This is a genomic window from Kitasatospora sp. NPDC058115 (genome assembly GCF_042884635.1).
In the GTDB taxonomy this organism is placed as follows: domain Bacteria; phylum Actinomycetota; class Actinomycetes; order Streptomycetales; family Streptomycetaceae; genus Kitasatospora.
This window is the reverse complement of the sequence record NZ_JBHVTL010000008.1, coordinates 158763-181050: the sequence shown is the minus strand read 5'-3', so window position 1 is coordinate 181050 and position 22288 is coordinate 158763. Positions and strand designations below refer to the sequence as shown.

Here is a 22288-nt window from a genome sequence, read left to right as displayed (position 1 = left end):
GGCCCGGCGCCGCCCCCTCCGGACGGGGAGGGGGCGGCGGCCACCCCGCAGCGTACGCGCCCGGTTCAGCCGGCGTTGGGCGAGGGGTTGTTGGCCTCCGAGGCGGTGCTGGTGGGCGCGGGCGACTGGCCGTGGCTGCCCGGGGTGCCCAGCTGCTTGCCCTGGTTGGCGGCGTCCACCCACGCGACCAGGTTGGCCGGGGTGATCTCCTCGTTGTTGAACTTGGGGTAGATCGGCTGGCCGTTGAGCAGCACGGTCGGCGTGGACTTGAAGTTGGACTTGTCGAAGTCCTGCTGCACCGCGGACACCCAGTCGCTGAACTTCAGGTCGTTGACGCAGGACTCGAAGGCCGGCGTGACCAGGCCGTCGACCTGCTTGGCGAGGTTGATCAGGGTCGCCTTGTTCCCGAACGCGTCGTTGGTCTCGTCCGGCTGGTTGCGGTAGAGGACGTCGTGGTAGTCGCGGAAGTGCCCGGCGTCCTGGGCGCAGCCGAGCGCGTTGGCGGCGTACTTGGAGCCCTTGCCCGGCACGGCCCGGTCGATGAACGAGACGATGTGGTAGTTGGTGAAGATCTTGCCCGCGTCCTCCAGCTGGCTGATGGTGGGCGAGAAATCCCGCTCGAAGACGCCGCAGGCGGGGCAGCGCGGGTCCTCGTAGACGGTGAGGACGGACGGCGCGTTGTCCGAGCCGACCGGGACGACCAGGTTCTTGTCCCCGATCGTGCCGGCCGGTACGGCGGTGGGGGTCTCCGGCGTGGAGCGCTGGTCCTGCACCACGACGCCGGTGACCACCGCGGCGGCGATCACCGCGAGCGCCACTCCGCCGATGACCAGCTTGCGCTTCCGCCGGCCGCGGACCTCCTCCTCGGCGCGTTCCGCCAGCATCCGCTCACGGGCGGTGCGCTTGCCTTCTCGGTTCTTCTCGCTCATCAGCCTTGGAATTCCAGGTTCGGGGGTGGGGGTGCGGGTGGCGGGGTCCGGGGAGGGTGGGGCGGGCGCTCAGCCCGCCAGCAGGCCGTCCACCGAGAACTTGGTGCGGGGCCACCGGAGCAGCCAGCCGGCCGGCACCAGGAACCCGGTGTCGCGCAGGATCTCCTGCAGGTACTCGGTCTGCGAGGCGTCGACCGCCCCGCCGCCGCCGAAGCAGCCGCAGTCGATCGAGATGCCGCGCGCCCAGGCGGAGGCGATGCCCCCGATGAAGGCGAGCAGCAGCACCGCGGAGACCGCCGCGGCCACCCGGGTACCCAGGCCGGCCAGCAGCAGCAGGGCGAGCGCCAGCTCCAGGAAGGGCAGCCCGTGGCCCACCGGTTTGACCAGGGACTCGGGCAGGATCTCGTACGCGCGCACCGCCTGGGCGGCCTCCGCCGGGTCGGCGATCTTCGCCAGCCCGGCCCAGCCCCAGACCACGGCCAGGCCCAGCCGGGCGGCCGTGCCGATCCACTCCGTCGCCGGCCCGGCCATCCGGACAACCCCCTCGGGAAACACCGTCACGCCCCTATGAACCGCTCCCGGGGACGCCGGGTTCCTCCGGTTTTCGGAGTTAAGCCAAAAGAGTGAAGGTTGAGATGTTCTGAGGTGGTTTCACCCTAACGAGTGGTCAGGGTCGCAGCCGAACGGCCATCCCAGGTCGTACCGGTCGACGTCGTGCCGGTCGGTGCGCCCGGAGCCGCCGGATCCGGCGGGGGCCGGGCGGCCCGCCCGCGCGGCCGCCGCCTCCATCCGGACCGCCTCCGCGCAGACGTAGGCGTCCCGCTCGGCGCGCTCCACCCCCCGCCTGGCCAGCGCCGGCCCGACCGCGCACTGCGCCCCGAGCGCGGCGCCGAGCGCCAGCGCGGCCGCGGCCGCCCGCAGCAGCACGGCTCGCTGAAGACCGGGCATCGGCCGACCCCTTCCGCTCGCTTGGCCCCCGGGCACGTCGCTCGTGCACTCGTCCCTCCACTCAACGCCGCCCAACCGCGGGCTGGTGCGCGTGCCCGCCACTGTTCACCCGTTCGGGTCGAGGGGGTGACCGAACGGGTCCGGGAACGCCGACGGCCCGCCACCCCGGGCGGGGTGGCGGGCCGTCGGGCACCGCGCGGGAGGGGTGGTCTACCGCCGGCGGACGCCCTGCGCCAGTTCGCCGGCCAGTTCGCGCACCGCCGCCAGCGCGGCCGGCTCGTCCCCGTCGGCGTCCAGGATCCGCTGCACGAACGCCGAGCCGACGATCACGCCGTCCGCGAACCCGGCCACCTGGGCGGCCTGCTCCCGGGTCGACACGCCGAGGCCGACGCAGACCGGCAGCTCGGTGGTGGCCCTGGTCCGGGCGACCAGGTCCTCGGCCAGCTCGCCGACCTGCGCCCGGCTGCCGGTCACGCCCATCACCGCGGCCGCGTACACGAAGCCGCTGCCGGCCGCCGTGACCTCGGCCAGCCGCTTGTCCTTGCTGCTCGGCGCGACCACGAACACGGTGTCCAGACCGTGCTCCCCGGCCGCCTTGCGCCACTCCTCGGACTCCTCCACCGGAAGGTCCGGCAGGATGCAGCCCGCCCCGCCGGCCGCGGCGAGGTCGGCGGCGAACCGCGCGACGCCGTACCGGTCCACCGGGTTCCAGTAGGTCATCACCAGCACCGCCGCGGCGGGGTGCGCGGCGGCGACCTCCTGGACGGTGCGCAGCACGTCCTTGATCCGCACGCCGGCCCGCAGCGCAATGTCGTCGGCGGTCTGGATGGTGGGGCCGTCCAGCACCGGGTCGGAGTGCGGCAGGCCGATCTCGACGACGTCGCAGCCGCCCTCGACCAGCGCGCCGACCGCGCGGATCCCGCCGTCCACCGACGGGAAGCCGGCCGGCAGGTAGCCGATCAGCGCGGCGCGGTCCTCCGCCTTGGCGGCGGCGAGGACGCCACTGAGCTTCGAAGCCATGGTCACTTACCCCCGTGGGCGGAGCCGGCGCCCGGCTCGTCGTAGAGGCCGAAGTACTCGGCGGCGGTGTGCATGTCCTTGTCGCCGCGCCCGGAGAGCGAGACCAGGACGGTGGCCTCGGGCCCGAGCTCGCGGCCCAGCTCCAGGGCGCCGGCCAGCGCGTGCGCGCTCTCGATCGCCGGGATGATGCCCTCGGTGCGGGACAGCAGCCGCAGCGCCTGCATGGCGGCGTCGTCGGTGACCGGGCGGTACTCGGCCCGGCCGGTGTCCTTCAGCCAGGCGTGCTCCGGGCCGACGCCCGGGTAGTCGAGGCCGGCCGAGATCGAGTGCGACTCGATGGTCTGGCCGTCCTCGTCCTGCAGGACGTAGGTGCGCGAGCCGTGCAGCACGCCCGGGTCGCCCTTGGTGAGGGTGGCCGCGTGCCGCGGGGTCTCGGCGCCCTCGCCGGCCGCCTCGCAGCCGATCAGGCGCACCCCGGCGTCCGGGATGAACTCGTGGAAGATGCCCATCGCGTTGGAGCCGCCGCCGACGCAGGCGACGACCGCGTCGGGCAGCCGCCCGGTGCGCTCCAGGACCTGCTCGCGCGCCTCCACGCCGATGACCCGGTGGAAGTCGCGGACCATCATCGGGAACGGGTGCGGCCCGGCCACGGTGCCGAACAGGTAGTGGGTGGAGTCCACGTTGGCGACCCAGTCGCGGAACGCCTCGTTGATGGCGTCCTTGAGGGTGCGGCTGCCGGAGGTCACGGCCACCACCTCGGCGCCGAGCATCCGCATCCGGGCGACGTTCAGCGCCTGGCGCCGGGTGTCGACCTCGCCCATGTAGATGGTGCAGTCGAAGCCGAACAGGGCGCAGGCGGTGGCGGTGGCCACGCCGTGCTGGCCGGCGCCGGTCTCGGCGATGATCCGGGTCTTGCCCATCCGCTTGGTGAGCAGGGCCTGGCCCAGCACGTTGTTGATCTTGTGCGAGCCGGTGTGGTTGAGGTCCTCGCGCTTGAGCAGGATGCGCGCGCCGCCGGCCTCGGCGGAGAACCGCCGCACATCGGTCAGCGGGCTGGGCCGGCCGGTGTAGTCCTTGAGCAGCGCGTCGAGCTCGGCGGCGAAGGCCGGGTCGGCCTTGGCCTTCTCGTACTCCTCGGCGACCTGCTCCACGGCGGCGACCAGCGCCTCCGGGATGAAGCGGCCGCCGTACGCGCCGAAGTAGCCGCGCGCGTCCGGCACCTCGGCGCCGGGCAGGTAGTCCTTCTCGGACCGTTCGGACATGGTGAAGTCCCTCGGGAAGATGACGACGGTTGACGGTGACGTCCGCCGGCTGCGATCAGCCGGACGTCACGCGCCATCGCCGCCCCGGCACCTGCCCGGGCTCGCAGCCGATGACGTACCGCACCCGCCGGCCCAGCACCCGGCGCGCGGGCGCGCGGCAGCCGCGCGGGCGGCAGCCGGGGGCGAGACGGGTGGCGATCTTCATGGCGGCGGGATCAGTCCTTGTGCCGGATCGCCGGGTGGGCGCCGGCCGCGACCAGGTCGGCCACCGCGGCCCGCGGGTCCTTGCCGGTCACCAGCGACTCGCCGACCAGCACCGCGTCCGCGCCCAGGTTGGCGTAGGAGATGACGTCCAGCGGGCCGCGCACCCCGGACTCGGCGACCTTGACGACGCCGTCCGGGATCGCGTGGACGACGTTGCCGAAGGTGTTGCGGTCCACCTCAAGGGTCTTGAGGTTGCGGGCGTTGACGCCGATGATCCGCGCGCCGGCGTCCACCGCGCGCTTGATCTCCTCCTCGTCGTGCACCTCGACCAGCGGGGTGAGGCCGATCGACTCGGCCCGCTCGATCAGCGACACCAGGGCCGGCTGGTCGAGCGCCGCGACGATCAGCAGCGCGAGGTCGGCGCCGTGCGCGCGGGCCTCCCACAGCTGGTAGGCGGTGACGATGAAGTCCTTGCGGAGCAGCGGGGTGTCCACCGCGGCCCGGACGGCGTCCAGGTCGGCCAGCGACCCGCCGAAGCGGCGCTGCTCGGTCAGCACGCTGATCGCGGCGGCACCGCCGGCCGCGTAGTCGATCGCCAGCGACGCCGGGTCCGCGATCGCGGCCAGCGCGCCCTTCGACGGGCTGGAGCGCTTGACCTCGCAGATCACCCGGACACCGTCGCCGCGCAGCGCCGCCACGCCGTCCTTGGCGTCCGGCGCCTTGGCGGCGAGCTCCTTGAGCTCGTCCAGCGAGACCCGGGCCTGCCGCTCGGCGAGGTCCTCGCGGACCCCTTCGACGATCGAGTCGAGCACACTCACTCGGGCGCCCCCATCATGTCTGCCAGTCCTGGTCCTGCTGGCGAGGAGCCGGACGACCAGCGGGCCTCCGGCCCTTCGATGGTATCGGCAAGGGGGAGCGCACAGCGCATCCGCCCGGCGCGCGTCTCACGGTACGGACCCCCGGACACCCCCGCGAACTGCGGCTTCACACCATCGCCACCCCGGCGGTCAGACCGGCGGCGGGGCCAGGCCGGCCCCGATCGGCAGGTTGCGGACCACCGTGAAGACGAGGACGAGCAGCCCCACCAGCACCCAGCGCCGGGCCCCGAGCGCCGGCCGGGGGCCGGGCAGGGCGCGCACCGCCGCCCAGAGCCAGCGCACCCAGAGCACCGCCAGCACGGCGAACAGCAGCACCGCCACGGCGTTGTCGTGCAGCGCCCCGCTGAGGTCCCCGTGGGCCAGCGCGTGCACGCAGCGCAGCCCCCCGCAGCCGGGACACCACCAGCCGGTGGCCGCCAGGAAGGGGCAGTCGGGGTAGTGCCCGGGGACGTTCGGGTCCACCGCGGCGACGTACCCGGCGGGGAGGGCCACGGCGGCCGCTGCGGCCAGCGGCGGCACCAGCCGGCGCGGCGCGGAGGGCCGGGCGGAGGCGGTGGGGGCGGGGGCGGCGTTCACGCCCATGATTGTGCCCCGCCGCGGCCCGTTTCCGGCCCCACCGGGACACGCGGAACGGCGGCCCGTGGGCCGCCGTTCACGCGAAGCGCCGGTCGGTCAGGCGGAGGCGGCGGCCAGCGCGGCCTGCTCCTCGTGGGTGTACACGTTGGTGCTGGGCTGCTTGCCCATGCCCGCCATCGACATGGCCTTGCCGACCACGCCGCCGAGCAGGACGACCGCCAGGCCGGCCCAGGTGAGCAGCACCGACGGCAGGATCATCGCGACGCCCGCGACGCAGAAGCCGAGGAACGAGATGGTCACGCCGGTCCAGGCGGCGGTGGTGTGGCCGTGTGCTGCTGCTGCCATTGGATGGTGCTCCTACGCTCTCGGGGGCCCGGCCGGGCCTGCTCGGCCCCTCCCGGGTTGACGTGTCCCATGGACGTCTCCATTGTGCCGGGCCACACACCGGCGCCCCAAAGGGGGTGGCGGGTCTATCGCGTCACAGTGCTCCGCCCGCGTCCGCGCCGGTCAGCGCGCCGTCGGGTCCTCGCCCCGGTCCAGCGCCTTCCACAGGTCCGCCGGGCTCTCCGCGGCGGCCGGCCGCCGCTTCACCGGCGCCTTGCCGGCGGGCGCCTCGTAGCGGCTGCCCATGGCCGGCCAGCCGCGCCCGTACCGGGCGGTCAGCAGCCCGGCCAGCGCCAGCAGCAACCCGCCCAGCAGCGCCACCCACGGCCAGCCGGTGTGCCCGACCCCGGTCGCGGCCGAGCCGGTGAGCGCGAGCTTGCGGGCCGCCTCGGCGTCCAGCGCGCCGGTGTCCCCGGCGCCCGCCGCGGCGGCGGCCGCCGCGCCCAGCCCGGCCAGTACGGTCAGCGCCCCCACCGCGATCCGGCCGGCGCCGCGCACCGCGAACACCGCCACCGCCGCCGCCAGCGCCACCAGCGCCAGCCCGGCGGGCAGTTCGGAGATCTTCCCGCCGGTGACGGAGACCTCCAGGGTCCCCGCCGTCCCCTCGGCCCAGACCCGGCCTGCGGCGGTCAGCACCAGCACCGCGCCCAGCACGGTGAGCAGCAGCATCACCCCGAGGGTGCGCCGCCCGGCCCGCGCGGCGGGCGCGGTCGCGGCGGCGGGGTCGGGGTCGGCGGTCACGGTGTCGGCAGGGGCTTCGGCGCTCACCGCTCCAGTGTCCCCCGTCCTCACCCCGCCGCCGCACCCGGGGTGGGCGGCTCGGTGGGGAAGTCGCCCGTCTCCAGCACCAGTGTCCGCTCCCCCAGCGGCAGGAACAGGTCGTTGCCGAAGGGCACCCGCTCCGCCTCCCGGTACCCGGTGCCGGGCAGCGGACGGCTGTGCACCGTGCAGACCCCCTCCGCCGGGTCCACCACGACGTACAGCGGGACGCCCGCGGCGGCGTGGAAGCGGTGGCGTTCGGCCCGTTCCGGCGCCGGGAGCACGTCCAGCACCACCAGCGCGTCCACCGCCCGGTAGTGCCCGGCCGGGTCCGGCACCGCTCCGGGTGCGAGCAGCACCAGCGCGGCCGCCCGCCCCTCCAGGCGCACGTCCGCGAGGACGCCGCCGTGGCCGCCCGGCTGCCGCACGAGCTGCTCCCTGGCGGCGGTCACGATCCGCCGCTGCACGTCCGGCATCCTGCTGTCCCTTCCGCTGCGGCGGCCCCCGCGGGCCGCGCGGGGGCCCACGTCCTGGGGCGTGTCCTACGGCCTACGCAGCGTATTCGCCGTGGCGACCGCGCGCAGGACGGCGGCGGCCTTGTTGCGGCATTCGGTGTCCTCGCCGTGCGGGTCGGAGTCGGCCACCACACCGGCGCCGGCCTGGACGTACGCGGTGCCGTCGCGCAGCACCGCGGTGCGGATGGCGATCGCGGTGTCGGAGTCCCCCGCGAAGTCCAGGTAGCCGACGCAGCCGCCGTACAGGCCGCGGCGGGTGGGCTCCAGCTCCTCGATGATCCGCATCGCCCGCGGCTTGGGCGCGCCGGACAGGGTGCCGGCCGGGAAGCAGGCGGTCAGCACGTCGAAGGCGGTCCGTCCCTCGGCGACCTTGCCGGTCACCGTGGAGACGATGTGCATGACGTGGCTGTAGCGCTCGATCTGCATGAAGTCGACGACCTCGACGCTGCCCGGCTCGCAGACCCGGCCGAGGTCGTTGCGCCCGAGGTCGACCAGCATCAGGTGCTCGGCGCGCTCCTTGGGGTCGGCGAGCAGTTCGGCGGCCAGCTCGGCGTCCTCGTGCGGGGTGGCGCCGCGGTGCCGGGTGCCGGCGATCGGGTGCAGCATCGCCGCACCGTCGGTGACCTTGACCAGGGCCTCCGGGCTGGAGCCGACCACGTCGAAACCGCCCTCGGCGCCGCCGTCCGGGCCCGGGAAGCGGAACAGGTACATGTACGGGCTCGGGTTGGTGGTGCGCAGCACCCGGTAGACGTCGAGCGCGGAGGCCGGGCAGGGCGCCTCGAACCGCTGCGAGGGCACCACCTGGAACGCCTCGCCGGCCCGGATCCGCTCCTTGATCTCCTCCACCGCGGCCCGGTAGGGCTCCCCGCCGAACGGCGAGCGGACCTCGCCGGGGCCGCTCGGGGTGAAGGTGGCCAGGCCCGGGTCGACCGGCTTGAGCAGGTCGGCCTCCATCGCGTCGAGCCGGGCCACGGCGTCCGCGTGGGCCTCGTCGACGCCGCTCGCCAGGTCGTTGTGGTTGACCGCGTTGGCGATCAGCAGCACGGTGCCGTCGGCGTGGTCGAGCACCGCGAGGTCGGTGGCGAGCAGCAGGGTCAGCTCGGGCAGCTTCAGGTCGTCGGGGTTGAGGTCGGGCAGCTTCTCCAGCCGGCGCACCACGTCGTAGCCGAGGTAGCCGACCAGACCGCCGGTGAGCGGGGGCAGGCCGTCGTCGGCGTGGCGCGGGGTGTGCAGGGCCCGCAGCGCGGCGCGCAGCACCTCCAGCGGGTCGCCGGTGGTGGGGATGCCGACCGGCGGGGTGCCGAGCCAGCGGGCCTCGCCGTCCGGTCCCGCGGTCAGGGTGGCGGCGCTGCGCACGCCGACGAAGGAGTAGCGCGACCAGCTGCGGCCCTGCTCGGCGGACTCCAGCAGGAAGGTGCCGGGGCGCTCGGCGGCGAGGCTGCGGTACAGGCCGATCGGGGTGAGGCCGTCCGCGAGGAGCCTGCGGGTGACCGGGATGACCCGGGTGTCGACGGCGAGCTTGCGGAAGGCTTCGAGGTCCATGGCGGGCGGCACCTTACGACGGAGGGACGGAAGGGGTGGGTCGGCCGGGCGGGCGGTCAGCCGAGCGGGAGCACGTCGGCGTCGAAGCAGGTGCGGTCGCCGGTGTGGCAGGCCGCGCCGGTCTGGTCCACCTTGACCAGCAGGGTGTCGCCGTCGCAGTCCAGCGCGACCGACTTGACCTGCTGGACGTGGCCGGAGGTGTCGCCCTTCACCCAGTACTCCCGGCGGCTGCGGCTCCAGTAGGTGCAGCGGCCGGTGGTGAGGGTGCGGTGCAGCGCCTCGTCGTCCATCCAGCCGAGCATCAGCACCTCGCCGGTGTCGTACTGCTGCGCGACGGCCGGGAGCAGGCCGTCCTCGGTGCGCTTGAGCCGGGCGGCGATCTCGGGGGCCAGGGCGGTGGAACCGGGGGCGGCGGGTGTGGTGGACATGGGGCCATTGTGTCAGCCCGGTCCGGGCCGCCGGGCAGCCGTCCGGATCACGGCCGGGCCCCTCCGGCCGCGGCGGACCGGCCCGCCGGGCGCCGGGCGGACCATCCGATCGAACGAGTTGTGGAAACCGCCTGCCGCACGGCCCCGCTCTGCGCCATTCTCGTGGTCATGACCTCCGAGCAGCGCGCTTCCGGACCGGCCGGGCCGCCGGACGACGGCGACGACGACCGCCCCCGCCCGGGGGGCACCTCCGACACCCGGCCGTCCCGGGGCCTGCTGATCGCCGTCGTGGCGGTGCTGGCGGTCCTGCTCGCGGTGGTGGCGACGGTCCTGCTGTGGCCCGAGGACGCGCCGGCGCCCAAGCCGCCGCCGCCCTCCCCCACCACGGCCACCCCGACCCCCACGCCCACACCGACCCCCACCCCGACGCCCACGCCGACGCCGCCCAAGGTGGTGCCGTACAGCTTCTTCCCCGTCGGCAGCTGCCTGGACCACCCGCAGCTGAGCAAGACCGTCACCAAGCCGGAGCCCCGCCCCTGCGAGGAGAAGCACGACGGCGAGGCGATCGCCGACCAGCTGCTGCCCGAGGGGCTGTCCGGCGACTACCAGGTCGCCAACGCGATGCGGGACGGCTGCAAGGAGGCCCAGGCCGCCGCCGAGGCCCGGCAGGGCGGCGGCGGGCCGTACTACAGCTATCCGGTGGGCCCGAGCTACACCTTCTACCAGCAGGGCTGGCGGGACTACACCTGCATCCTGACGGCGAGCAACCGCACCGGCTCCACCAAGCTGACCGGCCAGCTGCGCTGACCCGCCGTCAGCCCGCCGATGGCGGGCGGCGGATCGTCGCGGAGCCGGGAACGATCAACGCGGCGCCCCCTAGGGTGGAGGCATGTCGAACCACGCCCACGCCGAGCGCCACCGTCTGGCCGAACTGCTGGCCGCCGCCGGGCCGGACGCGCCCACCCTCTGCGCCGGGTGGTCCACCCGGGACCTCGCCGCCCACCTGGTGATCCGCGAGCGGCGGCCGGACGCCGCCGCCGGCATCCGGATCGGGCCGCTGGCGGGCCGGACCCGCCGGGTGCAGGAGTCGTACGCCGAGCGGCCCTACGAGGAGCTGGTCCGGCTGTTCCGCTCCGGCCCGCCGGTCCTCTCGCTGTTCTCGCTGCCCGGCGCGGACGAGGCGGCCAACACCGTCGAGTACTACGTGCACGCCGAGGACGTCGCCCGGGCCGGTGACGGCCCCGGGCCGCAGCCCGTGCCGCCCGGCCGGGCCGAGGCGCTCTGGCGCCGGCTGCCGCTGATCGCCCGGCTGGAGGCGGGCCGCCGCTCCCCGGTGCGGCTGGAGCTGAGCCGCCCGGACGGCACCGGTCCGACCATCGGCCCGGCCGGCCAGCCGACGGTGCGGATCACCGGGGAGCCGGGCGAGCTGCTGCTCTTCGTCTACGGCCGCGGCGCCCGCGCCGAGCTGACGGTGGACGGCGACCCGGACGCCGTCGAGGCGCTGCGCCACGTGCTGCCGCTCCCGTAGCCGTCCGCCCCGGCTGCGGATGTCGGTGGCGGGGTGCAGACTCGCAGGTGGCAGCGGCCGGGCGGGTACGCCCGCCCGGCCGGTCGTACCCGTCTGCCTGCCTCGAAGGGACGCGACACCATGCTCACCACCGACTTCCCCGCCGGTTCCCCCTGCTGGATCGACCTCGGCAGCCCGGACCCGGCCGCCGACGCCGCCTTCTACGGCACGGTCTTCGGCTGGACCTTCCGGTCCGCCGGCCCGGAGGCCGGTGGCTACGGCTTCCTCCAGCTGGACGGGAAGACGGCCGCGGCCGTGGGCCCGCTCACCGAGGAGGGCGCGCGGTCCGCCTGGACGACGTACTTCCACGCACCCGACGCCGAGGCCACCTGCACGGCCGTCGAGCGGGCCGGCGGCGCCGTCCGGGTCCCGGCCCTCGACGTGATGGACGCCGGGCGGATGGCCCAGCTGACCGACCCGCAGGGCGCCCGGTTCGCGGTCTGGCAGCCCGCCGCGGTGCCCGGTCTGGACGTCGTCTCCGAGGACGGCGCGCTGATCTGGGTCGAGCTGCACACCAGCCCGGTGGACGCGGGCTTCGCCTTCTACCGGACGGTGTTCGGCTGGCGCTCCGAGGACTTCCCCGCGCCCGGTATGACGTACAAGGTGGTCTCCCCGGCCGGGGGCGACCTGCGGGCCACCTCTTTCGGCGGCATCGCCCCGGTGATGGACGAGGCCCAGCCGCCCAGCTGGACGCCGTACTTCGGTGCCTCCGACGTGGACGGCGTGGTCTCCCGGGCCACCGGCGCCGGCGGCACTGTGCTGATGGGCCCGGAGGACGTCCCGGACGTCGGCCGGCTCGCCTGGCTGGCCGACCCGTTCGGCGCCCCGTTCGCGCTGATCAAGGGCGAGCCGCCGAAGGATTCCTGACCGCTTCCACGGCCCCGCCCCCTGCGCTATCTTCGCGGACGAGCAGCGCAGGGGGTGGGCCGTGCGGCACGCGGGAGCGGACGGGGGCTGGCCCGAGGGCACCCTGCTGGCCGAGCTGCGCCGCGACGGTTCGCCCGCCGCGCTCGCCGCCGAGCGGGCCGTCCTGCGGCTGGGCACCCGGCGCGCCCACGCCCACGGCGAGACGCTGATCCTCGACCGGGACCTCGGCGGCTTCGTCCTGCTGCTGCTGACCGGCTTCGCCAAGGCCACCGTCGAGGACACCGCGGGCGCGACCGCCCTGCTGGACGTCCGCGCGTACGGGGACGTGGTCGGCGAGGCGGCCGCCCTCGACGGCCGGCCCCGCTCGGCGACCGTGACCGCGGCCGGACCGGTCACCGTGCGCCGGATCTCCCAGCCCGACTGGCTGCACTGGCTCGGCGCCCACGCCCCGGCCGGCATCGCCCTGAGCCGCTGCCTGGTGCACCGCGGCCGGGTCACCACCCGCCGGCTGGTCGGCCTCGCCTCCGAGCCCGTGCTGCAGCGGCTCGCCGGCCAGCTCGCGGACCTGGCCCGGCGGTACGGCACCGCCGGCCCGCACGGCACCGGCATCACGGTGCGCCCGCGGCTGACCCAGGCCGAGCTGGCCGCCCTGACCGGCGCCGGCGAGCGCCGGGTCCACCACGCGCTGCACGAGCTGGCCGGCCGGGGCCTGATCCGGCTGGGCCGGCGCAGCACCACCGTGCTCTCGCTGCCCGGCCTGCTGGAGCTCGCCGAGGACGCCCGGCCGGCTAGCGGACCGGGTGCCCGGCCTCCCGCAGCGCGTCCTTGACCTCGCCGATCCGCAGGTCGCCGAAGTGGAAGACGCTGGCGGCCAGCACCGCGTCCGCGCCCGCCTCCACCGCCGGGGCGAAGTCGGCGAGCTTGCCGGCCCCGCCGGAGGCGATCACCGGCACCGACACGCTCTTGCGGACGGCCCGGATCAGCTCCAGGTCGTAGCCGTCCTTGGTGCCGTCGGCGTCCATCGAGTTGAGCAGGATCTCGCCCGCGCCCAGCTCGGCGGCGCGCCCGGCCCACTCGACGGCGTCCAGGCCGGTGCCCTTGCGGCCGCCGTGCGTGGTGACCTCGAAGCCGGAGGCGGTTTCGGTGCCCTCGGGGCAGCGGCGGGCGTCCACCGAGAGCACCAGCACCTGGCGGCCGAACCGCTGGGCGATCTCCCGGACCAGCTCGGGCCGGGCGATGGCGGCGGTGTTCACGCCGACCTTGTCGGCGCCGGCCCGCAGCAGCTTGTCGACGTCCTCGACGGCGCGGATGCCGCCGCCGACGGTCAGCGGGATGAAGACCTGCTCGGCGGTGCGGCGCACCACGTCGTAGGTGGTCTCGCGGTCGCCGGAGGAGGCGGTGATGTCGAGGAAGGTCAGCTCGTCGGCGCCCTCGGCGTCGTAGAGCTTGGCCATCTCGACCGGGTCCCCGGCGTCGCGCAGGTTCTGGAAGTTGACGCCCTTGACCACGCGGCCGGCGTCGACGTCCAGGCAGGGGATGACACGTACTGCGAGGGTCACGGCTGATTGCCTTCCAGAGCTTCCAGGGTTGCGGCGAGTCCGGCGCGGTGGGCGTCGAGTTCGGTCTCGACGAGCATCCGCGAGTCGACCAGGCTCTCGACCACCACCACGGCGGCCGCCGGGCGCACCGCGCCGAAGAGCTCGTGGTGGGCGCGGCCCGCCGCGTCGATGTCACGGGCGTGGGTGAGGTACATCCGGGTGCGGACCACGTCGTCCGCCGTCAGACCGTACGCGGCCAGGGCCTCCAGCGCGTTGCCGAAGGCGGCCTTCGCCTGCTCGTAGGGGTCGCCCTCGCCGGACAGCACCCCGTCCACCAGCGGCCGGGCACCGGCCACGTGGACGTGGTCCCCGGCGGCGACCGCCTGCGACGCGCCGAGGAGGTCCTCCCAGTGCGAGAACCCGCCGACCCGGCCGCGTACGATCCGACGTTCCGTCATCCCGAAACCGCCTCCAACGCCTCTCCGAGGGTGAACTTCTGCTCGTAGAGTGCCTTGCCCACGATGGCGCCCTCGACTCCCTCGCCGACCAGGCCGGCGATCGCCCGCAGGTCGTCCAGCGAGGAGACGCCGCCGGAGGCCACCACCGGCCGGTCGGTGGCGGCGCAGACGTCCCGCAGCAGCTGCAGGTTGGGGCCGGTCAGGGTGCCGTCCCGGTTGACGTCGGTGACCACGTAGCGGGCGCAGCCCTCGGCGTCGAGGCGGGCCAGCACGTCGAAGAGCTGGCCGCCCTCGCTGGTCCAGCCGCGGCCGCGCAGCGTGGTGCCGACCACGTCCAGGCCGACGGCGATCCGCTCGCCGTGCTCGGCGATGGCCTTGGCGACCCACTCGGGGCTCTCCAGGGCGGCGGTGCCGAGGTTGACCCGGGTGCAGCCGGTGGCCAGGGCGGCGGCCAGCGACGCGTCGTCGCGGATGCCGCCGGACAGCTCGACCTTGATGTCCAGGGTCTCGGTGATCTCGCGCACCAGGTCCCGGTTGGAGCCGGTGCCGAAGGCGGCGTCGAGGTCGACCAGGTGCAGCCACTCGGCGCCGGCGTCCTGCCAGGCGAGGGCGGCGGCGAGCGGCTCGCCGAAGGAGGTCTCGGTGCCGGAGGCGCCCTTGACCAGGCGGACGGCCTGGCCGTCCCGGACGTCGACGGCGGGCAGCAGTTCGAGGCGGCTCATGATCTGAAATTCTTCCGTCGTCAGAGGGTGCTGACCCAGTTGGTCAGCAGGGCGGCGCCGGCGTCGCCGGACTTCTCGGGGTGGAACTGGGTGGCCCACAGCGGACCGTTCTCGACGGCCGCGACGAACGGCTGCCCGTGGGTGGCCCAGGTGACCAGCGGCGGGTTGATCCGCGCGCTGTGCGCCTCCAGCTCCCAGCTGCGCACCCCGTAGGAGTGGACGAAGTAGAAGCGGGTGTCCGCGTCCAGGCCGGCGAACATCCGGCTGCCCTCGGGGGCGTCGACGGTGTTCCAGCCCATGTGCGGCACGACCGGCGCCTCCAGCGGCTCCACCGTGCCCGGCCACTCGTCGCAGCCGGCGGTCTCCACGCCGTGCTCGACGCCCTTCTCGAACAGGATCTGCATGCCGACGCAGATGCCCATGACCGGCCGGCCGCCGGCCAGCCGGCGCCCGATGATCCAGTCCCCGCGGACCGACTTCAGACCGCGCATGCAGGCCTCGAAGGCGCCGACGCCGGGGACGAGCAGACCGTCGGCGTCCATCGCTGCCTGGTAGTCGGAGGTGACGGTGACGTTCGCCCCGGTCCGCTCCAGGGCGCGCTGCGCCGAACGGAGGTTGCCCGAGCCGTAGTCGAGCACCACGACGTTCTTGCCCATGTTCAGGTGTCCAGTCTTTCGTTCGCTCGACGGTTACAGGCGCATGAGGCCCGAGCCCAGGCACATCACCGCGCCCAGCGCGAGCACGAGGATGACGCCCTTGGACTGCTTCTGCTTCCAGAACGAGATGACCCCGCCGGTCAGGAAGAGCCCGGCGAAGATGAGGACGATCGCGGCCTTGCTCACAGCGCACCCTTGGTCGACGGGAGGATGCCGGCCGCGCGCGGGTCGCGCTCGGCGGCGTAGCGCAGGGCCCGGGCCAGCGCCTTGAACTGGCACTCCACGATGTGGTGCGCGTTGCGCCCGTACGGCACGTGGACGTGCAGGGCGATCCGGGCCTGGGCCACGAAGGACTCCAGGATGTGCCGGGTCATGGTGGTGTCGTAGGTGCCGATCATCGGCGCCATCTTCTCCGGCTCGCTGTGCACCAGGTAGGGGCGGCCGGAGAGGTCGACGGTCACCTGGGCGAGCGACTCGTCCAGCGGCACGGTGCAGTTGCCGAACCGGTAGATGCCGACCTTGTCGCCGAGCGCCTGCTTGAAGGCGGCGCCGAGCGCGAGGGCGGTGTCCTCGATGGTGTGGTGGGTGTCGATGTGCAGGTCGCCGTCGGTCTTCACGGTGAGGTCGAAGAGGCCGTGGCGCCCGAGCTGGTCGAGCATGTGGTCGTAGAAGCCGACCCCCGTGGAGATGTCGGTCTTGCCGGTGCCGTCCAGGTCTATCTCGACCAGGACGGAGGTCTCCTTGGTGGTGCGCTCGACGCGTCCGATGCGGGTCATTCGGGGTTACAGCTCCTTGATCACGGTGGCGACGGCGTCCAGGAAGGCGTCGTTCTCGGCGGGGGTGCCGGCGGTGACGCGCAGCCATCCGGGAACGCCGTTGTCACGGACCAGGACGCCGTGGTCGAGGATGGCCTGCCAGACGGCGTGGGTGTCGGCGAAGCGGCCGAACTGGACGAAGTTGGCGTCCGAGTCGGTCACCTCCAGGCCGAGCCCGCGCAGCGCCTCGACCAGCCGGTCGCGCTCGTCCTTGAGCCGGCCGACGTAGCCGAGCAGGGTGTCGGTGTGCTCCAGGCAGGCCAGTGCGGTCGCCTGGGTGACGGCCGACAGGTGGTAGGGCAGGCGGACCAGCTGCACCGCGTCCACCACCGCCGGGTCGGCGGCCAGGTAGCCCAGGCGCAGCCCGGCCGCGCCGAAGGCCTTGGACATGGTGCGCGAGACCACCAGGTTGGGGCGGCCCCCGATCAGCGACAGGAGCGAGGCGCGGTGCGAGAACTCGACGTAGGCCTCGTCGACCACCACCAGGCTGGGCCGGGCGGCCTGCGCGGCCTCGTACAGCCGCAGCACGGTGCCGGCGTCCACGGCGGTGCCGGTCGGGTTGTTCGGCGAGCAGACGAACACCACGTGCGGGCGGTGCTCGGCGATCGCCGCGACGGCCGCGTCCAGGTCGATGGTGAAGTCGGCGTTGCGCGGGCCGGAGATCCAGCCGGTGCCGGTGCCGCGGGAGATCAGCGCATGCATCGAGTACGAGGGCTCGAAGCCGAGGGCGGTGCGGCCGGGGCCGCCGAAGGTCTGCAGCAGCTGCTGCAGCACCTCGTTGGAGCCGTTGGCGGCCCAGACGTTCGCCCGGGCGACGGCGTGGCCGGTGGTGCGGGTGAGGTACGCCGCCAGGCCGTCGCGCAGCTCGACCGCGTCCCGGTCGGGGTAGCGGTTGAGGTCGCGGGCGGCCTCGGCGACCCGCTCGGCGATCCGGGCGACCAGCTCCTCGGGGAGCGGGTACGGGTTCTCGTTGGTGTTCAGCTGGACCGGGACGTCGAGCTGCGGGGCGCCGTAGGGCGACTGGCCGCGCAGCTCGTCCCGGACGGGGAGGTCGTCGATCTTCGTCACGCGCCCGGCACACTCCATCCGAATCGGGCCTTGATCGCGTCGCCGTGACCGGGCAGGTCCTCGGCGTCCGCCAGGTTGACGACGTGCTCGGCGATGCCGGCCAGGGCCTCGCGGTCGTACTCGACGACCTGGACGCCGCGCAGGAAGGTCTGCACGGACAGCCCCGAGGAGTGGCAGGCGCAGCCGCCGGTGGGCAGCACGTGGTTGGAGCCGGCCGCGTAGTCGCCGAGCGAGACCGGGGTGAACCGGCCGAGGAAGATCGCGCCGGCGTTGCGGACCTTCGCGGCGACGGCGTGCGGGTCCCGGGTCTGAATCTCCAGGTGCTCGGCCGCGTAGGCGTTGACCACGGTCAGGCCCTGCTCCAGGTCGTCGACCAGGATGATGCCGGACTGCCGGCCGCCCAGCGCCTCGGCCACCCGCTCGCTGTGCCGGGTGCGGGCGACCTGCGCCTTCAGCTCGGCCTCGACCGCGTCGGCCAGCGCCACCGAGTCGGTGACCAGCACCGAGCCGGAGGTCGGGCCGTGCTCGGCCTGGCTGATCAGGTCGGCGGCGACGTCCACCGGGTCGGCGCTGTCGTCGGCGAGGACGGCGATCTCGGTCGGGCCGGCCTCCGAGTCGATGCCGATCCGCCCGGCGAAGTAGCGCTTGGCGGCGGCCACGTAGATGTTGCCGGGGCCGGTGACCATGTTCACCGGCTCGCACTCCTCGGTGCCGAGCGCGAACATGGCGACCGCCTGGGCGCCGCCGACCGCGTACACCTCGGTGACGCCGAGCAGCGCGCAGGCCGCCAGAATGGTCGGGTGCACCCGGCCGCCGAAGGCCTTCTGCGGCGGGGAGGTCACCGCGATGCCGCGCACGCCCGCCTCCTGGGCCGGCACCACGTTCATCACAACGGAGGACGGGTAGACGGCCAGACCGCCCGGCACGTACAGCCCGACCCGGTCGACCGGCACCCAGCGCTGGGTCACCGTGCCGCCCGGCACCACCTGGGTGGTGTGCCCCTCGCGGCGCTGGTCCCCGTGCACGATGCGGGCGCGGCGGATCGACTCCTCCAGCGCGGCGCGCACCTTCGGGTCCAGCCCCTCCAGGGCCTCGGAGATCTGCCCGGCCGGCACCCGGGTGGTCTCCAGCCGCACGCCGTCGAAGCGTTCGGTGATCTCGATCAGCGCCGCGACCCCGCGATGATGCACGTCCTCGGCGATCGGACGCACCTTCTCCAGGGCGGCCGCGACGTCGAAGTCGGCACGGGGCAGCAGGTCGCGCGGGTCGTCGAGCGAGCCGCGCAGATCGATTCGAGAGATCACGCCACCCAGTGTAAGGAGTGGCCGGAACCGGCGGTCCCGCATTTCAGTCCGTGATACGAAGGGCGAGACGGCCGGGGGAGGCCGGGGACGACTGGGGGGAACCGTGACGGATCGGGCACCGGACGACTGGACGGCGGCCGAGCAGGCGCTCTGGCACGCGTTCCGACACGGCCGGATCCACGATCTGCGCACCGGCGACGCGGCCGAGGACGACCCGTTCGGCGCGGCCGCCTGGGGCCGCGGGCGGACGGTCCGCGCCCAGGTGCTCTCCCGTCTGCTGCTGGACGGGCCCGCCGCCGTCCCCGGCCGGGTCGCCTCGCTCAAGCTCACCGGCGCGCTGGTCACCGGGCCGCTGCGGCTGGCCGGCGGGACCATCGGGCACTACGTCGAACTGCACGACTGCCGCTTCGAGCAGAAGATCCTCATGTCCGAGGCCGAGGCCGGCACCCTGCGCCTGGTCGGCTGCCTGGTCCCCCGCCTGGAGGCCTCCCGGCTGGTCACCTCCGGGGACCTCCACCTGGCCCGCTGCCGCATCCCGCAGGGCGTCCGGCTCACCGACGCCCGGATCGGCACCGACCTGCTGCTCAACCAGGCCGTCCTGGGCGGCGACCGGTTCGGCCGGGCGCTGTCCGCCGACGGCCTCGCCGTCAGCCAGGACTTCGAGGCCGAGCGGCTGGAGTCGGTCGGCGAGGTCAGCCTGCGCACCGCCCGGATCGGCGGCCGGCTCTCGCTGCGCGGCGCCCTGCTGCGGGCCGTCCCGGACAACCCCAACGCGCTCAACGCCCCCCGGATCACCGTCGGCCACACGCTGTACCTCAGCAGCTCCGCCGACCGCGGCTGGACCGACTCGCAGTCCTACTACGGCTCCGGCTACGGCCAGGTGGTCCCGCCGACCGCCGCCAGCACGCCGTTCCGCGCGTACGGGCGGGTCCGGCTCTCCGACGGCCGGTTCGAGAACGCCTGCCTGATCTCCGGCGCCGAGTTCCACCTCGGCGAGGGCGACGAACTGGCCCTGCGCCGGATCCAGACCCCCGAGCTGCGGTTCACCTGCCGCACCCCGCCCACCGGCACCGTGGCGCTCTCCCGCGCCCGGATCGGCAACCTCGTCGACGCCCCCGACGCCTGGCCGCAGGGCAGGCACCTCGGCCTCACCGGCTTCACCTACGAGTGCCTGCGCCCGGCCGCGCCGTTCACCGTCCAGCAGCGGATCGCCTGGCTGGAGAGCGCCTCGGTGGACTTCCAGCCCGAGTCCTACGAGCAGCTCGCCGCCGCGCTGCGCCGCGACGGCGCGGACGACGACGCCCGCACGGTGCTCTACGCCAAGCAGCGCCGGCGCCGGCGCACCCTGCCGCTGCCGGCCCGGATCTGGGGCCGGGTCCAGGACGCCACCGTCGGCTACGGCTTCCGCCCCGGCCGGGCGGCGCTGTGGCTGCTGCTCGCCTGGGCGCTCGGCAGCCTCTACTTCGCCACCCACGCCCTCCAGCCGCTCAAGGCCGACGAGCGCCCGCACTGGAACCCGGTGCTGTACGCGCTCGGCCAGCTGCTGCCGGTCGTCGACCTCGGCCAGAGCGGCTGGAACCCCGGCGGCACCGCCCAGTGGGTCTCCTCCGGCCTGGTGATCGTCGGCTGGGTGCTCGCCACCACGGTCGCCGCCGGCGCCAGCCGGATGCTCCAGCGCGGCTAGCGCGGCCCGCGCGGCCAGGGCCGTGAAGGCCCGGCCGGTCCGGGGAACTACGCTGTCCGCCGTGACAGAACGGCTTCCGCTCTTCCCGCTGAACACCGTGCTCTTCCCGGGCCTGGTGATGCCCCTGAACGTCTTCGAGGAGCGCTACCGCCGTCTGGTCGCCGATCTGCTGGAGCAGCCCGAGGACCGGCCGCGCCGCTTCGGCGTGCTCGCCATCAAGGACGGCCGCGAGGTCGCCCCGGTCCGCCCCGAGGACGGCCCGGCCGGCCCGCTGGACGGCCTCGGCACCGCCACCGGGGACCCGCTGGAGGCGCTCCACCACATCGGCTGCGTCGCCGACATCACCTCCGTCCAGACGCAGCCCGACGGCCGGTACGAGCTGCTGGTCACCGGTACCACCCGGTTCCGGCTGCGGTCCGTCGACGTCGGCGGCCCGTACCTCACCGGCGAGACCGAACCCGTCGAGGAGCGCACCGGCGAGGGTTCCGGCGCGCTCGCCGCCGAGGTCGAGCGGATCTTCCGCACCTACCAGCGCCGGCTCGCCGGCGCCCGGGAGGCCAGCACCGTCGGCCGCCAGGAGCTGCCCGAGGACCCCCAGGTGCTGTCCTACCTGGTCGCCGCGGCCGCCGTCCTGGAGGTCCCGCTGAAGCAGCGGCTGCTCGCCTGCCCCGACAACGCCCAGCGGCTGCGCGCCGAGCTCGACCTGCTGCGCCGCGAGACGGCGGTGCTCGGCTGGCTGCCGTCGCTGCCCGCCGTCCACCTCACCCGCCAGTCCTTCAGCCCCAACTGACGACGGAGCCCCCCGTGGCCAAGAAGCCGAAGAAGGGCGGTCAGGGCACGCCCGCGACGGTCGCCCTGGAGACCGCCGCCGTGCCGTTCACCGTCCACTCCTACGCGCACGACCCGGCCGCCGCCTCCTACGGCGGCGAGGCCGCCGAGGCGCTCGGCGTCCCGGCGGAGCGGGTGTTCAAGACGCTGGTCGCCGACGTCGACGGCGTCCTCACCGTCGGCGTCGTCCCGGTCACCGGGCAGCTCGACCTCAAGGCCCTGGCCGCGGCGGTCGGCGGCAAGCGCGCCGCGATGGCCGACCCGGCCGCCGCCGAGCGCAGCAGCGGCTACGTCCTCGGCGGCATCTCCCCGCTGGGCCAGCGCCGCCCCCTGCGCACCGTCGTCGACGCCAGCGCCCTCACCCACCCCACCGTCTACGTCTCCGCCGGCCGCCGCGGCCTCGAAGTCGAACTCGCCCCCGCGCACCTCGTCGCCCTCACCGACGCCCGCACCGCCCCCATCGCCCGCTGAACCGCCCGCTGAACCGCCCGGGGCGGACGCGGCGGGGGCGCGGGGCGCGGCCCGGGATCCGGCGCCGCACCGCCCCCGTCCGGCCCGGCGGGTGTCCTCAGCCCTCCCGCCGTTCCTCCGCCGCAGCCCCGGCGTCCACCGCCACGGGCCCCGGCATCCAGTACGGCGGCGGGTCCTCCTCGCGTTTGCCGAACGCCGCCGACAGCGCCAGCAGCACCACCATCGCCGCCATCGGCCACGCCAGCACCGCCCCGTAGGCCCCGAGGTCGATGTCCGCCTGGAAGTGCCCGCCGTTGCCGACCCGCCGCGCCTCGGCGACCAGGTCGCTGCCCGGCCCGAGCCACCGCCCCAGCCCCCAGGCCCCCACCGACGCGAGCAGCCCGCCGACCGCCAGCCCGACCGCCACGGCGATCCCGCCGCCGCGCTTGCGGGTGACCAGGAACGCGCCCAGCGCGGTCAGCAGGCCCATCCCCAGCCCGATCAGCACGAACACGCTGTCGGCCCCGGCCCGCTGCTCCCCCTCCGGGTCCCCGTAGAGGATCTTGTTGCCGTCCACCACCAGCGGCACCCTGGGCGCCAGCCAGGCCCACAGCCCGCCCATCACGACCCCCAGCACCAGGCAGGCCAGCACCGTGGCCGCCCCGACCCTCAGCTCGGGCAGCAGCCGCTGCACCGGCGGCTCCGCGGGCCGCGCCCCGCCCAGCAGGTCCGGCCCCGGCGGCAGTGCGTACGGATCACGTGGGGCGTTCGGAGCGGGCACGGCGTCCGCCGGGGCGGCGTCCGCGGGATCCGGAGGTGTGTTCGGTACGGTCACGCCCCCATCGTTTCACGGTCGGCGGCCCTGCGGCCCGGCCACCCACCGACC

29 protein-coding genes are annotated in these 22288 nt (G+C 74.8%); 7 read left to right on the top strand and 22 right to left on the bottom strand.

Annotated features, from left to right (window positions below):
* Positions 1-65 precede the first annotated feature (65 nt).
* From ACFVVL_RS11325 to hisI, 13 genes are all read right to left on the bottom strand, one after another.
* Positions 66-929: a DsbA family protein gene (locus ACFVVL_RS11325; protein ID WP_387673418.1), complete on the bottom strand. Its 864-nt coding sequence runs from the start codon at positions 927-929 to the stop codon at positions 66-68.
* A 69-nt stretch (positions 930-998) separates the two neighbouring features.
* Positions 999-1460, bottom strand: coding sequence for a MauE/DoxX family redox-associated membrane protein (locus tag ACFVVL_RS11320; RefSeq protein ID WP_380286790.1), 462 nt, complete (start codon positions 1458-1460; stop codon positions 999-1001).
* 120 nt (positions 1461-1580) lie between these two features.
* Positions 1581-1877 (bottom strand): hypothetical protein, encoded by a 297-nt coding sequence (locus tag ACFVVL_RS11315; protein ID WP_387673415.1) that lies wholly within the window; start codon positions 1875-1877, stop codon positions 1581-1583.
* Positions 1878-2087: 210 nt separating this feature from the next.
* Positions 2088-2897 (bottom strand): tryptophan synthase subunit alpha, encoded by an 810-nt coding sequence (trpA, locus tag ACFVVL_RS11310; protein WP_380286792.1) that lies wholly within the window; start codon positions 2895-2897, stop codon positions 2088-2090.
* A 2-nt stretch (positions 2898-2899) separates the two neighbouring features.
* Complete coding sequence (trpB, locus tag ACFVVL_RS11305) at positions 2900-4159, bottom strand: tryptophan synthase subunit beta (protein WP_380286793.1); 1260 nt, start codon at positions 4157-4159, stop codon at positions 2900-2902.
* A 55-nt stretch (positions 4160-4214) separates the two neighbouring features.
* Positions 4215-4364 (bottom strand): tryptophan biosynthesis modulator TrpM, encoded by a 150-nt coding sequence (gene trpM / locus ACFVVL_RS11300; protein WP_374119904.1) that lies wholly within the window; start codon positions 4362-4364, stop codon positions 4215-4217.
* 10 nt (positions 4365-4374) lie between these two features.
* Positions 4375-5181, bottom strand: a complete 807-nt coding sequence (gene trpC, locus ACFVVL_RS11295) for an indole-3-glycerol phosphate synthase TrpC (protein WP_380286794.1) — start codon at positions 5179-5181, stop codon at positions 4375-4377.
* Positions 5182-5370: 189 nt separating this feature from the next.
* Positions 5371-5823, bottom strand: a complete 453-nt coding sequence (locus ACFVVL_RS11290; protein WP_380286795.1) for a DUF2752 domain-containing protein — start codon at positions 5821-5823, stop codon at positions 5371-5373.
* Positions 5824-5913: 90 nt separating this feature from the next.
* Entirely contained in the window at positions 5914-6162 is a 249-nt protein-coding gene (locus tag ACFVVL_RS11285; RefSeq protein WP_380286796.1) for an HGxxPAAW family protein, read from the bottom strand.
* 162 nt (positions 6163-6324) lie between these two features.
* The gene (locus tag ACFVVL_RS11280) at positions 6325-6969 is read right to left on the bottom strand and encodes a TIGR02234 family membrane protein (protein ID WP_380286797.1); all 645 of its coding nucleotides are present in this window, start codon (positions 6967-6969) and stop codon (positions 6325-6327) included.
* Between the two features lie 20 nt (positions 6970-6989).
* The gene (locus ACFVVL_RS11275) at positions 6990-7436 is read right to left on the bottom strand and encodes a hypothetical protein (RefSeq protein ID WP_387673408.1); all 447 of its coding nucleotides are present in this window, start codon (positions 7434-7436) and stop codon (positions 6990-6992) included.
* A gap of 66 nt (positions 7437-7502) precedes the next feature.
* On the bottom strand, positions 7503-9017 hold the full coding sequence (locus ACFVVL_RS11270; protein ID WP_380286799.1) for an anthranilate synthase component I: 1515 nt from the start codon (positions 9015-9017) through the stop codon (positions 7503-7505).
* A 56-nt stretch (positions 9018-9073) separates the two neighbouring features.
* Complete coding sequence (gene hisI / locus ACFVVL_RS11265) at positions 9074-9445, bottom strand: phosphoribosyl-AMP cyclohydrolase (protein WP_329882099.1); 372 nt, start codon at positions 9443-9445, stop codon at positions 9074-9076.
* Positions 9446-9613: 168 nt separating this feature from the next.
* Here hisI and ACFVVL_RS11260 point away from each other — a divergent pair, with 168 nt between their 5' ends.
* The 4 genes from ACFVVL_RS11260 to ACFVVL_RS11245 all read left to right on the top strand — a co-directional run bounded on the left by ACFVVL_RS11260 (position 9614) and on the right by ACFVVL_RS11245 (position 12708).
* The gene (locus ACFVVL_RS11260; RefSeq protein WP_387673405.1) at positions 9614-10252 is read left to right on the top strand and encodes a hypothetical protein; all 639 of its coding nucleotides are present in this window, start codon (positions 9614-9616) and stop codon (positions 10250-10252) included.
* An 82-nt stretch (positions 10253-10334) separates the two neighbouring features.
* Entirely contained in the window at positions 10335-10973 is a 639-nt protein-coding gene (locus ACFVVL_RS11255) for a TIGR03085 family metal-binding protein (RefSeq protein WP_387673402.1), read from the top strand.
* A 120-nt stretch (positions 10974-11093) separates the two neighbouring features.
* Positions 11094-11879, top strand: a complete 786-nt coding sequence (locus ACFVVL_RS11250) for a VOC family protein (protein WP_387673399.1) — start codon at positions 11094-11096, stop codon at positions 11877-11879.
* 61 nt (positions 11880-11940) lie between these two features.
* Positions 11941-12708, top strand: coding sequence for a Crp/Fnr family transcriptional regulator (locus ACFVVL_RS11245; protein ID WP_387673397.1), 768 nt, complete (start codon positions 11941-11943; stop codon positions 12706-12708).
* On the opposite strand, the gene hisF is transcribed toward ACFVVL_RS11245, so the two are convergent.
* Genes hisF through hisD form a run of 8 tightly spaced genes read right to left on the bottom strand, consistent with a single transcriptional unit; the run spans position 12668 to position 18440 of the window.
* Positions 12668-13438 carry an imidazole glycerol phosphate synthase subunit HisF gene (hisF, locus tag ACFVVL_RS11240; RefSeq protein WP_380286805.1) on the bottom strand — a complete coding sequence of 257 codons (771 nt, stop codon included), beginning with the start codon at positions 13436-13438 and terminating at the stop codon, positions 12668-12670. The genes ACFVVL_RS11245 and hisF overlap by 41 nt on opposite strands.
* A complete protein-coding gene (locus ACFVVL_RS11235) occupies positions 13435-13875 on the bottom strand; it encodes a Rid family hydrolase (RefSeq protein ID WP_380286807.1) in 441 nt (146 codons plus the stop codon). Before ACFVVL_RS11235 ends, hisF begins: the two co-directional genes overlap by 4 nt.
* Positions 13872-14597 carry a bifunctional 1-(5-phosphoribosyl)-5-((5-phosphoribosylamino)methylideneamino)imidazole-4-carboxamide isomerase/phosphoribosylanthranilate isomerase PriA gene (gene priA, locus ACFVVL_RS11230; protein WP_380286808.1) on the bottom strand — a complete coding sequence of 242 codons (726 nt, stop codon included), beginning with the start codon at positions 14595-14597 and terminating at the stop codon, positions 13872-13874. Before priA ends, ACFVVL_RS11235 begins: the two co-directional genes overlap by 4 nt.
* 20 nt (positions 14598-14617) lie before the next feature.
* Positions 14618-15253, bottom strand: coding sequence for an imidazole glycerol phosphate synthase subunit HisH (gene hisH / locus ACFVVL_RS11225; protein WP_380286809.1), 636 nt, complete (start codon positions 15251-15253; stop codon positions 14618-14620).
* A gap of 33 nt (positions 15254-15286) precedes the next feature.
* Complete coding sequence (locus tag ACFVVL_RS11220; protein WP_380286810.1) at positions 15287-15439, bottom strand: hypothetical protein; 153 nt, start codon at positions 15437-15439, stop codon at positions 15287-15289.
* Positions 15436-16029 (bottom strand): imidazoleglycerol-phosphate dehydratase HisB, encoded by a 594-nt coding sequence (hisB, locus tag ACFVVL_RS11215; RefSeq protein WP_380286811.1) that lies wholly within the window; start codon positions 16027-16029, stop codon positions 15436-15438. The genes ACFVVL_RS11220 and hisB overlap by 4 nt, the downstream gene beginning before the upstream one ends.
* A 6-nt stretch (positions 16030-16035) precedes the next feature.
* Entirely contained in the window at positions 16036-17154 is a 1119-nt protein-coding gene (locus ACFVVL_RS11210; protein WP_387673390.1) for a histidinol-phosphate transaminase, read from the bottom strand.
* Positions 17133-18440, bottom strand: a complete 1308-nt coding sequence (hisD, locus tag ACFVVL_RS11205) for a histidinol dehydrogenase (protein ID WP_387673388.1) — start codon at positions 18438-18440, stop codon at positions 17133-17135. Before hisD ends, ACFVVL_RS11210 begins: the two co-directional genes overlap by 22 nt.
* Before the next feature lie 103 nt (positions 18441-18543).
* Between hisD and ACFVVL_RS11200 the strand changes: the two genes are divergently transcribed.
* The 3 genes from ACFVVL_RS11200 (at position 18544) to ybaK (ending at position 21423) form a co-directional block, all read left to right on the top strand.
* Complete coding sequence (locus ACFVVL_RS11200; protein ID WP_380286814.1) at positions 18544-20124, top strand: oxidoreductase; 1581 nt, start codon at positions 18544-18546, stop codon at positions 20122-20124.
* 61 nt (positions 20125-20185) lie between these two features.
* Positions 20186-20914 carry an LON peptidase substrate-binding domain-containing protein gene (locus tag ACFVVL_RS11195; RefSeq protein ID WP_387673385.1) on the top strand — a complete coding sequence of 243 codons (729 nt, stop codon included), beginning with the start codon at positions 20186-20188 and terminating at the stop codon, positions 20912-20914.
* 14 nt (positions 20915-20928) lie between these two features.
* On the top strand, positions 20929-21423 hold the full coding sequence (gene ybaK / locus ACFVVL_RS11190; protein ID WP_380286816.1) for a Cys-tRNA(Pro) deacylase: 495 nt from the start codon (positions 20929-20931) through the stop codon (positions 21421-21423).
* 97 nt (positions 21424-21520) lie between these two features.
* Here the strand turns inward: ybaK and ACFVVL_RS11185 are convergent, their stop codons facing one another.
* Positions 21521-22237 carry a hypothetical protein gene (locus tag ACFVVL_RS11185; protein ID WP_380286817.1) on the bottom strand — a complete coding sequence of 239 codons (717 nt, stop codon included), beginning with the start codon at positions 22235-22237 and terminating at the stop codon, positions 21521-21523.
* Positions 22238-22288 lie beyond the last annotated feature (51 nt).